This window comes from Acinetobacter sp. YH01011, from assembly GCF_013420785.1.
In the GTDB taxonomy this organism is placed as follows: domain Bacteria; phylum Pseudomonadota; class Gammaproteobacteria; order Pseudomonadales; family Moraxellaceae; genus Acinetobacter; species Acinetobacter towneri.
The window spans coordinates 164,275-176,192 of the sequence record NZ_VOYG01000007.1 but is presented as its reverse complement, the minus strand read 5'-3'; the positions used below and the strand labels follow the sequence as shown (position 1 = coordinate 176,192).

The following is an 11,918-nucleotide window of genomic DNA, read 5'->3' as shown; positions in this document are numbered from 1 at the left end:
CACTAAAAACAATGCTCAAGTATAAATGCGAGAACGCAGGCGTATTGTTTGAAGAAGTCCAAGAAGCCTATACCACCCAAATCTGTTCGTGCTGCGGTGAGATCACCTCAAGTAGTCCCAAAGGTAGTACAGATCTTGGAATAAGAGAATGGGAGTGCATGAGCTGTGGTACAGCTCATGATCGAGATATAAACTCAGCTCTAAACATTCTTGCGCTTGGGCATAAGCGTCTAGCTGTAGGAATCACCCTCTTTTAAGGGGGTGAGGATGTCAAGCACTGGTGTTTTGAATCAGGCATCTTGTGACTGATGTTATGCGAATCTATAAAAAAGCATTTAAGCAGATCGAAATAAAAAATTGCAAAATATTACATGACCTTAGCCGAAAAACACGTACTATAAAATCATGTAAAGAGGGTTGTGATGGTCTATGGCTCAGTTTGAAGTGTTACTGCCTTTGCAAGAGATTACGGTGGATCGTGCAGAGCTTTTGGCGATTCAACGCAATGATTTAGTTCCGTTGTTGAATGATCAATATCGTCTAAATCATTATGCAGATCAGGTGATTCAAGCGCAGTCAGTTTTATTGGATGGGGTGGATCCACATTTAACTCAGCAATTGAGTGTGACCATTGAGCAGTTGATTCAGGCGCTTGGCAAATCTAAAAAAGTGTTAAAGCAACGTAAGTTTAATGCACTACAAAAGTGGCTAGGCATAGATTTGGAATATGGCGCGGGGCAAGTGCAATATTATAAAAACCTAGATCATTTATTAGGACAAGCAGATCGTTTAAGCCAAAAGCTGCAAATCGAAATTCAGAAATCACAATCACGTTTTCAGCAGTTGGTTGGTTTGCGTGAGCAAATGGCGAAATACATTCAAGCTGCCGATGAGTTTTTAGTGGAATATCCACGATTTGTGCGCAATCAGCATCCTTTGGATAATTTTAGCGAACGACTGGCCAAGAAAATTTATAGTTTAAAGACTTTGCAAAGTAGTAATGATATTGCGATTACTCAAATGCAACTTTCACAGCAACTCTCTTTTAGTTTGTTAGATCGCTTTAAAGAAGCGCAGCAGGTACTCATTCCTGCATGGCAATATCATGTCAAACAAAGTCAGCAAAGTGGCTCACACAGTCAGCTAGAAAAGCTGGATCAAAGTCGTGAGCATTTAATTAAGACATTAAGAAAATCCTTAGAAAAACCTGCGCAATCATAAGGCATGGTTTTGATTAGATAGAGGCGAAATATGACAACTTCTGAACAACGCAACGTCGCTGTGCAAGTGAGTGATGAACAGACTCAGCAACAATTTCAGCAACTCAATTTGCAGGAAATTGGCTTACAGCCTGATGACTTTCAGGAGGTGCTGGCTGCGCGTAAAGAATTAAGCGATCTTAGCCATCATTCGGTTGCAGAATATGGCAAAAATATCGCCACTAAAACGTCAAGTTATACCGATGAGCTTTTAGGTTTGGTGCAAAATAAGGATTTGGATGTCACAGGGCAAAAGCTGAATCAGGTGGTGCAGGTTGCACAGCAGTTAAATACCAACAGTATTTTAAATCCAAACAAAAGCAGTGGCTTTTTGGGTGGTTTATTCAATAAGTTAAAAGGCGCTAAACAAAATTTTGATCAAAACTTTAACAGCACCAAAGCGCAAATTGATAGTCTGGTCACAGAAATTGAAAGCTCACAAAATGGTTTAAAAAACCGTGTAGATACACTGGATAAAATGTTTCATGGTGTGCAAGATGAATATAAACAATTGGGGATTTATATTGCAGCAGGTAAGTTAAAACAGCAGGAAATTCAGCAGCAAATTTCTGAATTTTCCGCGCAGCCGCAGGATCAGACCACGACTCAAAAAATTTATGATCTCAATCATCTTGCTAATAATTTAGAAAAGCGGGTGAGTGATTTGCAGGTGTTGCAACAATCTGCCATGCAAACTTTGCCGATGATTCGGATTATCCAGTCCAATAATTTAATGTTGGTCGATAAATTTTATGCGATTAAAAACATTACCTTACCTGCGTGGAAAAACCAGATTAGTTTGGCGATTTCTTTAAATGAGCAGAAAAACAGTGTGCAACTGGCCAACAGTATTGATGATGCCACCAATGAATTGCTGCGCCGTAATGCAGATTTATTGCATCAAAACTCGGTTGATACTGCCAAAGCCAATCAGCGTTCGGTGATTGATATTGAAACCCTTGAACACGTACAAAATACCCTCATTAAAACAGTGAACGATGTGATCCAGGTACAAAAAGAAGGCATGCAAAAACGTGCAGAAGCGACTACGCGTTTGCGAGCCTTACAGGAGAATCTGAATCAATTGGTGATTGGTTCAAGTCAACAGTCTGGTCAATAAATGCATTTTGACAATGACTTCATTTAATCTGAAATTTACCTGATAAGGAGTCGGATTTGCCCCCACTTGATGAATATGCCATTCAGCCACAGCAGCTAAAAACAGGTGTTGTGGCATTACAGCAGCGTCAAAAAAAGCTCAGTTTTTTGGCTGTGCTGTCTATGACGGTGGTGCTTATATCGGCAATTGGCTTTTTTATTCAGCAAGATGTGATTTATAGCTTCTTTGGTTTAAGCACTGAAGTTCAGCAATTACACATGCCTGCAAGTGTCGATGCGACTTTGGCAAATTTAGGGCAGCAACCTGATTATTTTTTCAGTTTGTTGAACTGGTTGGGTTGGTTGATTTTAAAACTGTCGGTGTCATTTATTGGTGCATTCGTTCTAGTTCATCTACTCAAGAAAATTCGTTTTTTTTATATTCGCTTTCAGTCCTTTGTCTTGAAATTTGTAGCTTGGTTGCTGAGTTTTATTTTACTTTGGTCGGCATTGAGTTATGTTCAGCATGACCGACAAGATGATACGCAGCAGGTATATGCCAAAATTGTGCATTATGAAAAGCACATTCAAGAAAGTGAATTGGCGCGTTATTTACAAAATGCAGAAATGGCAGCGCCTGTTAAAGCCTATTTGTTGGCGCAAACGGCATTGATGCATCATCCCGCAGATAAAGATGCAGCCATTCCGCAAGTGTTGACCTTGGTCAAAGCAGAGCAGCAAGATCCGCAATTTTTACATTATGGATTTAAACCTGAACAATTATGGACGATGCAGCAGCAAGTTTATGGCAAAGCTTTAACGCCTATGGCGCAAAGCGTACATAAGCAAGTGCAGCAAGCACAGCAATTAAATACGCTGGTTTATTATATGAATCTCGCGGTTATGGCGCTTATGTTAATACTGTCTGCGGTACTCTGGTTTTTATCGCGACATTTACAGCAGCGTATTCTGCGGATTCAACAACAACTTGAATAAAAAATGATTAGGCTCAATTGCTTAAGGCAGACATTCAGTTTTTATGTTAATGTCTAAATTGAATAGCTTTAGGTATTTTAAATGAAATAGTAAGCTTGAAACTCACTATCATTTAAAAAAACGATCATAAATATAAAAATAAACCGTTTCCCCTATGTAACTATTTTTCGTAAGATGACATCAACAAATAAATTTACTCCCTTGGAGACGTTAGCCATGTTAGACCAAAATACTTCTACACAACTTAAAACTTTATTAGAACGTCTTGAAAGCCCAATCGAGCTTGTCGCGACTTTAGATGGTTCTGATAAATCTGCCAAAATTAAAGAATTGGTTGAAGAAATTGCAGCACTTTCGCCACAAGTTACTGCACGTTTTGACGGTAACAACGCACGTGCACCAAGTTTTGGGATTGCAAAAGTAGGTGAGCAACCGCGCGTATTCTTCGCAGGTTTACCAATGGGGCACGAGTTCACTTCATTAATTTTGGCTTTATTGCAAACTTCTGGTTATGCACCAAAAGTATCGGATGAAGTATTAACGCAAATCAAAGAATTGAATCTTTCATCTCACTTTGATGTGTTTGTATCGTTGAGCTGCCACAACTGTCCAGATGTAGTACAAGCTTTGAACCTCATTGCGATTTACAACCCTGGCACAACAGCAACCATGATTGATGGTGCATTCTTCCAAGAAGAAGTTGAGCAGCGCAAAATTATGGCTGTGCCGATGGTATTCCAAGATGGCAACCACATTGGTCAAGGTCGTATGACTTTGGAAGAAATTGTAGCTAAATTAGATACAGATTCTGCGAGCAAAGATGCAGCGAAACTGAATGCCAAAGAGGCGTTTGATGTCTTGGTAATTGGTGGCGGCCCTGCAGGGAATACATCTGCAATCTATGCAGCACGTAAAGGTATTCGTACAGGTATTGTGGCTGAGCGGATGGGCGGTCAGGTGATGGATACCATGGATATTGAAAACTTCACTTCTATCCAAAAAACACAAGGTCCAAAGTTTGCGGCAGAAATGGAAGCGCATGTGCGTGAATACGATGTCGATATTATGAATCTACAAAAAGTATCTGCCATTAAAGGTGCTGATGAAACTGCCAATGGTTTGGTCGAAGTGACTTTGGAAAATGGCGCAACACTTGAATCGAAAACGGTGATCTTGTCTACAGGTGCACGTTGGAGAGAGATGAATGTACCTGGTGAAGCAGAATACCGTACCCGCGGCGTGGCATACTGCCCACACTGTGATGGCCCGTTGTTTAAAGGCAAACGTGTTGCAGTGATTGGTGGTGGTAACTCAGGTGTAGAAGCAGCGATTGACCTTGCAGGGATTGTAGAGCATGTGACTTTGGTAGAGTTTGATACTAAATTACGTGCAGACCAAGTCTTGCAAAACAAATTGAACAGCTTGCCAAATACTACTGTAATTACCAATGCATTATCGACTGAGGTGATTGGTGATGGCGCACAAGTGACTGCATTGAAATATAAAGACCGTGCGACAGATGTTGAGCATACTGTTGAACTTGCAGGAATTTTCGTACAAATTGGTTTATTACCAAATACGGACTTCTTAAAAGAGTCAAAAGTAGAGCTGACGAATCGTGGTGAGATTGTGATAAATGAGCGCAATGAAACCAATGTAAAAGGTGTATTTGCGGCAGGTGACTGTACAACTGTACCGTACAAGCAAATCATCATTGCAACAGGTGAAGGCGCGAAAGCATCACTTTCAGCATTTGATTACATCATCCGTTCAGGTCAATAAGTCTGAACGAATACATCTGAATACGCGGATTAACCATCCTTAAATTGTATTCGCTAAAAAGATAGCGCCTGAGTTCCCCAATACTCAGGCGCTATGTTCAGTAAAGTGCGTTATCGCACAGTATTAAAAGTTTATTTATTCTATTTTTGGTTTTAAGAACTGAGTCGGCTAACAACTCAGTTCTTTTTTTATTTTTAACATCCAGTTTGATTTACAGCAGTTAGATTCATTTCAGTCTAATTAGCCTTATTATTTTGTCCAAATAAATTCAACTGATTAAACTTTTCCTGTAGCTGCTCTTTGGTTTCGACATGCTCAGGATGCGGAATAATACATTCAATTGGGCAGACTGAAACGCAGGTTTGATAGTCATAAAACCCAACACATTCTGTGCAACGCGCCACATCAATTTCATACACCTTTTCACCCTCATAAATTGCTTCATTCGGGCATTCGGGTAAGCACATATCGCAATTGATGCATTGGTCGGTAATCAGGAGTGCCATCGCAATACTCGCTTAGTTTATTGCCACTTAGTTGGCTTGATAAGCCAACGATGAGGCAGAAATATCTGCAGTCGAATTTGGTAAGTTGCGAATCAGCAGGGCATAACGCATATCGACATCTGCAGGTATAGGGATTTCTACAATATGCCCTGAACCTTTGGCATCTTCAATCAGATTGCCTTTTTTATCTTTAATTTCAGTTAAAGTGAAATAGATATTGCCTTGTGGCGTCATCAATTCTAAAGAATCGCCCACTACAAAACGGTTTTTTACATCAATTTTAATGTAGTCACCATTGCGTTCTAAGACTTCACCACAAAATTGCTGATGATCAAAACTTGATGAACCTGTTTCGTAGTTTTGGTATTCGCTGTGCACATGACGACGCAAGAAACCTTCGGTATAACCACGGTTAGCTAGACCTTCTAATTGAGTCATTAATGCAGGGTCAAATGGTTTGCCTGCAAGCGCATCATCAATCGCTTTACGGTAAATTTGTGCAGTACGTGCGCAGTAGAAATAAGATTTGGTGCGACCTTCAATTTTTAGTGAATGGATGCCCATTTTAGTTAAACGGTCAACGTGCTGCACTGCGCGTAAATCTTTAGAATTCATAAAATAAGTGCCGTGTTCATCTTCTTCGGCAGCAAACATATCTTCGTCATTACGTTGTAATAACACAGGCTCGTTAAATTGATGCTGTGCCTGCATGTGTTGTTCATCTGCATCGGCAGTTTCAGAAAGATTTTTGACAGGAATTACGTCACCTGTTTCATCTTCTTTTGCATCGTGAATTTTATATTCCCAACGGCAGGCATTGGTACATGCGCCTTGGTTGGCATCACGTTTATTCATATAGCCTGAAAGCATGCAACGACCTGAATAGGCCATGCACAGCGCACCATGCACAAATACTTCAATTTCCATGCCAGGCACGTTGTTTTTAATTTCTTCAATTTCATCAATCGACAATTCACGCGAAAGAATGACACGGGTTAAACCCATATTTTGCCAGAATTTCACCGTTGCCCAGTTCACTGCATTGGCTTGTACCGATAAATGTACAGGCATATCGGGGAAGTTTTCACGCACCATCATAATCAGACCAGGGTCAGACATGATCAGTGCATCGGGTTGCATAGCAACCACTGGCTCTAGGTCACGAATAAAGTTTTTGAGTTTGCTGTTATGCGGCTGGATGTTCACCACCACATAAAACTTTTTGCCTAATTCATGCGCTTCTTGAATACCAATTGCCAAATTGTCATGATCAAATTCGTTATTACGCACGCGCAAACTATAACGCGGCTGACCTGCATAGACTGCATCTGCACCATAAGCAAAGGCATAGCGCATGTTTTTTAAAGAACCAGCAGGAGAGAGAAGTTCGGTGACGTGGGAAATGGTCATGATCAAAAAGCAATAGCAGAAATATGGCTTTATTGTATGAATCTAAATTTAGGATTCAACCTAGTAAATAGCTCGGGATTCAGAAGAAAACTCGTGCTGCTTGGGAAGGGAGATAAAAATTCAATCAGTGGTTTTGCAAGGTCGTTTTGATCTGAAATTAGAAAGCATGTTTTATCCATCACATGGAGAGCATCTGTTGTAAATGATCTTGATATAGAAAGTTCCTCATCCTGAGCCATACAGAATCTAAGAGAAGGGACTTTCATACCAATTTGACTCATTGCCTATAATCAATTTCTGATGGATAAAAGCGTGTTAACGTACTCGTTGCCCATGTTCATCAATGACCACCTCACCATCTTCTTTGCTGAAGCTTTTTAGTTGTGGTTGAGTGAGCAAGTCTAAGACCAGTTCAGAAGGGCGGCACAATTTCACACCTAACTCGGTCACGACAAATGGACGATTAATTAAAATCGGATGCTCGACCATCAATGCAATTAATTCCGCATCGCTGTGTGAACTACCTTCAAGTTGCAACTGTTCGTATGGTTCTACATTTTTGCGGATTGCATCGCGCACGCTTAAACCTGTTTGTTGAATCATGCTAGTAAGTTCAGCTTGTGTAGGTGGGGTTTTTAAATATTCAATAATTTCAGGTTCTTGTCCTGTATTACGAATTAATTCTAAAGTATTGCGTGACGTTCCACAGGCAGGGTTATGAAAAATTTTGATGCTGTTGCTCATGTGTAGTGACCCGTTTTAGTCCGATAAAAATTCAATATTGCATTTATATATGGATATGCGTATATTCGCAATAGTTAATATTGAAGTGCAGATAAAAAATGAATCAAACTGATTTTTTTAAATGTTTGTCAGACCCAACCCGACTGGACATTCTGAAATTGGTGATGGCTCAACACAATATTTGTGTATGCGAATTGACAGAACAATTGCAGTTAAATCAACCGAAAATATCACGTCATTTGGCGTTGTTACGGAATTTATCTATTTTGCTAGATCAACGTCAGGGGCAGTGGGTGTATTACCGTTTGAACCCTGATTTACCCGAATGGGCGCTTGCTGTTTTGAATATTATTGCGCAGCAAGATGTCAGCCCGATGACACGTATCAACCCTACAATTGCAACACATTGCGAGTAAGCACATGGCACAGTCCAAACTTTCTTTTTTAGATCGTAATTTGACCTTATGGATTTTTATTGCCATGGGGCTAGGTGTTGCGATTGGCGTGGTATTTCCTGCAGTATCGGCAAGCTTAGATCAAATGAGCGTGGGCACAGTCAACCTTCCCATTGCGATTGGTTTGATTTTGATGATGTATCCACCATTGGCAAAAGTCGATTACGCAGCTTTGCCAGAAGTGTTTAAAGACCGCCGAACCTTGTTGTTGTCTTTGGTACAAAACTGGTTGATTGCTCCGTGTTTGATGTTCGCTTTGGCGATTATTTTCTTGCAAAACTATCCTGAATATATGACAGGTTTGATTTTAATTGGTCTGGCACGCTGTATCGCGATGGTCTTGGTCTGGAACAACTTGGCTTGTGGTGATAACCAATACGTGGCTGCATTAGTTGCGTTTAACAGTATTTTTCAGATTATATTCTTTAGTACTTATGCATGGCTGTTTCTGAGTTTCTTGCCGCCGTATTTTGGCGTGGCAGGACAAGTGATTGATGTTGGTTTTTGGACAATCACCCAAGCTGTTTTAATCTATTTGGGTATTCCTTTTTTGATGGGCTTTTTAACACGCTTGATTTTAGTGAAAAGCAAAGGCTTAGATTGGTATCAAACGTCTTTTTTACCCAAAATTAGCCCATTTAGTCTGTTGGCATTGCTATTTACCATTGTGGCGATGTTCGCACTAAAAGGCGCAGAAGTACTGAGCTTGCCGATGGATGTTTTACGCATTTCCATTCCATTGATTATTTACTTCGCTGCCATGTTCTTTATTAGCTTCTTTATGAGCAAATGGATGGGCAATGATTATCCACGGACGACCGCCATTTCCTTTACCGCAGCAGGGAATAATTTTGAATTAGCACTTGCTGTTGCCATTGCAACGTTTGGCTTGGCTTCTCCCGTTGCATTTACCACGATTATTGGCCCTTTGGTTGAAGTGCCTGTGTTGATTGCTTTGGTGAGTGTGTCTTTATGGCTGCGTAAAAAGTTTTATCAAAATGAGTCGATTGTCAGTTCAAAGTAATTTTCTTCATTTTGAGGTTTAAGATAAAAACATGGGCATGCGTTGCCCATTTTAGTTTTAAGAGTATGCAGCATGGTATTACCCAATATTGATTTAGATTTATTGCCTACACCAAGTTTTGAACAGGTGCAGGCAAAGCCGTTGAACCATCCGCCACGTATTTTATTGATGTACGGTTCAAACCGTGAGCGTTCTTATAGTCGTTTGGCGGTACAGGAAGCGGGCAGAATTTTGGAGCACTTTGGCGCTGAGGTAAAAATTTTCCATCCCAAAGGTTTGCCTTTACCTGAAGATGGCGATACTTCACATCCCAAAGTTCAAGAGCTGCATGAATTGTTGGCGTGGGCAGAAGGTATGGTTTGGTGTAGCCCAGAACGTCATGGTTCAATGAGTTCGATTTTCAAAGCACAAATTGACTGGATTCCGCTTGCCGCGGGCGCAATTCGTGCCACACAAGGTAAAACGCTTGCTTTAGTGCAAGTGTGTGGCGGGTCGCAGTCATTTAACAGCGTCAATCAATTACGTATTTTAGGACGTTGGATGCGGATGATCACCATTCCCAATCAGTCTTCTATTCCTAAAGCCTTTTTAGAGTTTGAGGAAGATGGCCGCATGAAAGCGTCTAGCTATTACGACCGTATTGTCGATGTGATGGAAGAGTTATATAAATTTACTTTGCTGACTCGCGGGCAAGCAGCATATTTGGTAGATCGTTATTCTGAACGTGTGGAAACTGCCGAGCAGCTATCGAAGCGTGTTAATCAGAAGTGTTTATAATCCAATTTTAGATACGTAAATACTGCATTACAAAAGGCTTAGAGAGCGATTATTCGGCTTCAAGTCGCTTTAAAATCTGACAATCATCAATGGTTGTTTGCGTGGTGCAGGCTTGTCTAAGTTGCTGAAGTTGTAGCTGAAAATGCTGCAACTCGGCAATTTTATCTTCTACATGCCTTAAATGTTCATCAATCAATTCATTCACAGCGCAGCAGTTTTGTTTCGGCTGTTTTTCTAATTCAATTAAGGCTTCAATTTCTTTTAAGTTCATATCTAAAGCACGGCAACGCTTAATAAAAATCAAACGCTTGAGTGCCTCATCGTTGTAATAGCGATAATTATTTTCGGCACGAAAGCTTGGGGTGAGTAAGTGTTTCTTTTCATAAAAACGAATTGTATCTGTGCTGACTCCAACTTTTTTAGCTAATTCATGAATTAAATATTGTGCCATACTTGACCTTGGACTAAGTCTATAGTTTTAAATGAGCATAATCGAAACAGTTTCATTTTGAAAGAAGGTGTGTCTATGGCATGTACGTGTAGTCATGAACCTGCGCCAATCAAACCGAATAGTAAATTTAGAACCGCGTTATGGATTGCATTGGTGATCAATCTCAGCATGTTTTTTATCGAGTTGATAGGTGGTGCCTATGCCCATTCATCATCCCTATGGGCAGATTCACTGGATTTCTTTGGAGATGCTGTCAATTACGGGATTTCACTTGCGGTGTTAAGTGCAAGTTTGTATTGGCGTGCTACTGTGGCTTTGGTCAAAGGCATCACGATGGCCTTGTTTGGTGTGGTGGTGATGGGCAAGGTTATCTATGCCTATATACAGGGTATTCCACCTGAAGCCATAACCATGGGTATTATTGGGATCATCGCCTTATTAGCCAATGTGGTTACTGCATTGATTTTATATGCATTTCGAGATGGTGATTCGAATATGAAATCGGTGTGGTTATGTAGCCGTAATGATGCGATTGGTAATTTCGCAGTTATTTTGGCGGCAGTGGGTGTATTTGGTACGGGTAGTTTGATTCCAGATCTTGTGGTAGCCGTGATTATGGCGAGTTTGGGCTTAACAGCGGGATATCATGTGATTCAGCAAGCTTTGGCTGAACGAAGAATGAATGTACCAGAATAAAGAATAAACGTAAAAAGCACTCCATCTGATTTGAGTGATTTAGATGGAGTGCTTTTAATTTTTTGTAGTCGCAATAATTTTAAAATTTGAAGTAAAAATAACGATAAGTTATTCCAAATTGCTATTTACAAAAAATAATATATAACTAAAATTAAAAATAAATTGATGTATTTAAAAATAATTTACACGATGAATAATATTTAATTTTTTTTAAATTGAGGGTTAAATGAAACTAATTAAATTATTTTCTATAGCAAGCCTGATTGCTTTGGCTGGCTGTAGTTCTAAAGTGGTGACTTATGATACTGCAGGGCAAGTGATTGGTTCATGTGTCGCTACACAGGGCTTTCTTTTGGGGGCTAAAGCTGTGTGTTATGGTGGTGCCAACATACAAGGCATTAACTATTCTAAAGTAGATGAGCGCACGGGTTTATTGCCAACCATACCAAATAATTCGCAGATTTCACTGCAACAAGACTAATTTTTTAGAGGGGTAATACAATGAAAATTTCTAGTTTAATCGCATTAACAGCGGCTATTTTGATGACAGGTTGTGCTTCAAAAGTGACAACTTATGATTCGAGTGGTCGTATGATTGGTTCATGTCAGGCAGAGCGTGGGTTTGTAATTGGTGGTGGTGCACACTGTGAAGGACGTGCTAACCAAGAAGGTCGCAGTGTACGTTAATTGATGCTAATGACAAAAAACCGAGCTATTTAG

At 40.1% G+C, this 11,918-nt stretch carries 15 protein-coding genes; 11 read left to right on the top strand and 4 right to left on the bottom strand.

Features of this window, described 5'->3' with window-relative positions:
• The 5 genes from FTT78_RS06790 to ahpF all read left to right on the top strand — a co-directional run.
• Positions 1 to 257: zinc ribbon domain-containing protein (locus tag FTT78_RS06790; protein ID WP_179988826.1), on the top strand; the 257-nt coding region annotated here is incomplete at its 5' end.
• Between the two features lie 172 nt (positions 258 to 429).
• The gene (locus tag FTT78_RS06785; RefSeq protein WP_004972923.1) at positions 430 to 1,221 is read left to right on the top strand and encodes a hypothetical protein; all 792 of its coding nucleotides are present in this window, start codon (positions 430 to 432) and stop codon (positions 1,219 to 1,221) included.
• 30 nt (positions 1,222 to 1,251) lie between these two features.
• Positions 1,252 to 2,379, top strand: a complete 1,128-nt coding sequence (locus tag FTT78_RS06780) for a toxic anion resistance protein (RefSeq protein WP_180043793.1) — start codon at positions 1,252 to 1,254, stop codon at positions 2,377 to 2,379.
• A gap of 56 nt (positions 2,380 to 2,435) precedes the next feature.
• The gene (locus tag FTT78_RS06775) at positions 2,436 to 3,353 is read left to right on the top strand and encodes a hypothetical protein (RefSeq protein WP_131261786.1); all 918 of its coding nucleotides are present in this window, start codon (positions 2,436 to 2,438) and stop codon (positions 3,351 to 3,353) included.
• Positions 3,354 to 3,569: 216 nt separating this feature from the next.
• Entirely contained in the window at positions 3,570 to 5,135 is a 1,566-nt protein-coding gene (gene ahpF / locus FTT78_RS06770; protein WP_096901839.1) for an alkyl hydroperoxide reductase subunit F, read from the top strand.
• A gap of 236 nt (positions 5,136 to 5,371) precedes the next feature.
• On the opposite strand, the gene FTT78_RS06765 is transcribed toward ahpF, so the two are convergent.
• The 3 genes from FTT78_RS06765 to arsC form a co-directional block, all read right to left on the bottom strand.
• Positions 5,372 to 5,641, bottom strand: coding sequence for a YfhL family 4Fe-4S dicluster ferredoxin (locus FTT78_RS06765; RefSeq protein WP_004972931.1), 270 nt, complete (start codon positions 5,639 to 5,641; stop codon positions 5,372 to 5,374).
• A 27-nt stretch (positions 5,642 to 5,668) separates the two neighbouring features.
• Positions 5,669 to 7,051, bottom strand: coding sequence for a tRNA 5-hydroxyuridine modification protein YegQ (gene yegQ, locus FTT78_RS06760; RefSeq protein WP_136144203.1), 1,383 nt, complete (start codon positions 7,049 to 7,051; stop codon positions 5,669 to 5,671).
• Positions 7,052 to 7,366: 315 nt separating this feature from the next.
• Positions 7,367 to 7,795 (bottom strand): arsenate reductase (glutaredoxin), encoded by a 429-nt coding sequence (gene arsC, locus FTT78_RS06755; protein ID WP_180043795.1) that lies wholly within the window; start codon positions 7,793 to 7,795, stop codon positions 7,367 to 7,369.
• Positions 7,796 to 7,893: 98 nt separating this feature from the next.
• Between arsC and FTT78_RS06750 the strand changes: the two genes are divergently transcribed.
• The 3 genes from FTT78_RS06750 to arsH all read left to right on the top strand — a co-directional run bounded on the left by FTT78_RS06750 (position 7,894) and on the right by arsH (position 10,051).
• Positions 7,894 to 8,211: a metalloregulator ArsR/SmtB family transcription factor gene (locus FTT78_RS06750; protein ID WP_019836657.1), complete on the top strand. Its 318-nt coding sequence runs from the start codon at positions 7,894 to 7,896 to the stop codon at positions 8,209 to 8,211.
• 4 nt (positions 8,212 to 8,215) lie between these two features.
• Positions 8,216 to 9,274, top strand: coding sequence for an ACR3 family arsenite efflux transporter (arsB, locus tag FTT78_RS06745; RefSeq protein ID WP_136144349.1), 1,059 nt, complete (start codon positions 8,216 to 8,218; stop codon positions 9,272 to 9,274).
• Positions 9,275 to 9,346: 72 nt separating this feature from the next.
• Entirely contained in the window at positions 9,347 to 10,051 is a 705-nt protein-coding gene (gene arsH / locus FTT78_RS06740; protein ID WP_179988822.1) for an arsenical resistance protein ArsH, read from the top strand.
• 49 nt (positions 10,052 to 10,100) lie between these two features.
• On the opposite strand, the gene cadR is transcribed toward arsH, so the two are convergent.
• Positions 10,101 to 10,502 carry a Cd(II)/Pb(II)-responsive transcriptional regulator gene (gene cadR / locus FTT78_RS06735; protein ID WP_004972941.1) on the bottom strand — a complete coding sequence of 134 codons (402 nt, stop codon included), beginning with the start codon at positions 10,500 to 10,502 and terminating at the stop codon, positions 10,101 to 10,103.
• A gap of 75 nt (positions 10,503 to 10,577) precedes the next feature.
• Here cadR and FTT78_RS06730 point away from each other — a divergent pair, with 75 nt between their 5' ends.
• From FTT78_RS06730 to FTT78_RS06720, 3 genes are all read left to right on the top strand, one after another.
• Entirely contained in the window at positions 10,578 to 11,198 is a 621-nt protein-coding gene (locus FTT78_RS06730) for a cation transporter (protein WP_096901843.1), read from the top strand.
• Positions 11,199 to 11,424: 226 nt separating this feature from the next.
• Complete coding sequence (locus tag FTT78_RS06725; RefSeq protein WP_179991052.1) at positions 11,425 to 11,679, top strand: hypothetical protein; 255 nt, start codon at positions 11,425 to 11,427, stop codon at positions 11,677 to 11,679.
• 20 nt (positions 11,680 to 11,699) lie between these two features.
• Positions 11,700 to 11,885: a hypothetical protein gene (locus tag FTT78_RS06720; protein WP_004972947.1), complete on the top strand. Its 186-nt coding sequence runs from the start codon at positions 11,700 to 11,702 to the stop codon at positions 11,883 to 11,885.
• Positions 11,886 to 11,918: the final 33 nt, after the last annotated feature.

What these genes read in the sequence shown, in the direction of transcription:
- FTT78_RS06750 (WP_019836657.1), top strand. Translation starts at nt 7,894, where the DNA reads ATGAATCAAACTGATTTTTTTAAATGTTTGTCAGACCCAACCCGACTG.
- FTT78_RS06730 (WP_096901843.1), top strand. Translation starts at nt 10,578, where the DNA reads ATGGCATGTACGTGTAGTCATGAACCTGCGCCAATCAAACCGAATAGT.
- FTT78_RS06720 (WP_004972947.1), top strand. Translation starts at nt 11,700, where the DNA reads ATGAAAATTTCTAGTTTAATCGCATTAACAGCGGCTATTTTGATGACA.
- FTT78_RS06780 (WP_180043793.1), top strand. Translation starts at nt 1,252, where the DNA reads ATGACAACTTCTGAACAACGCAACGTCGCTGTGCAAGTGAGTGATGAA.
- arsC (WP_180043795.1), bottom strand. Translation starts at nt 7,795, where the DNA reads ATGAGCAACAGCATCAAAATTTTTCATAACCCTGCCTGTGGAACGTCA.
- ahpF (WP_096901839.1), top strand. Translation starts at nt 3,570, where the DNA reads ATGTTAGACCAAAATACTTCTACACAACTTAAAACTTTATTAGAACGT.
- FTT78_RS06785 (WP_004972923.1), top strand. Translation starts at nt 430, where the DNA reads ATGGCTCAGTTTGAAGTGTTACTGCCTTTGCAAGAGATTACGGTGGAT.
- FTT78_RS06725 (WP_179991052.1), top strand. Translation starts at nt 11,425, where the DNA reads ATGAAACTAATTAAATTATTTTCTATAGCAAGCCTGATTGCTTTGGCT.
- yegQ (WP_136144203.1), bottom strand. Translation starts at nt 7,051, where the DNA reads ATGACCATTTCCCACGTCACCGAACTTCTCTCTCCTGCTGGTTCTTTA.
- arsH (WP_179988822.1), top strand. Translation starts at nt 9,347, where the DNA reads ATGGTATTACCCAATATTGATTTAGATTTATTGCCTACACCAAGTTTT.
- arsB (WP_136144349.1), top strand. Translation starts at nt 8,216, where the DNA reads ATGGCACAGTCCAAACTTTCTTTTTTAGATCGTAATTTGACCTTATGG.
- FTT78_RS06765 (WP_004972931.1), bottom strand. Translation starts at nt 5,641, where the DNA reads ATGGCACTCCTGATTACCGACCAATGCATCAATTGCGATATGTGCTTA.
- cadR (WP_004972941.1), bottom strand. Translation starts at nt 10,502, where the DNA reads ATGGCACAATATTTAATTCATGAATTAGCTAAAAAAGTTGGAGTCAGC.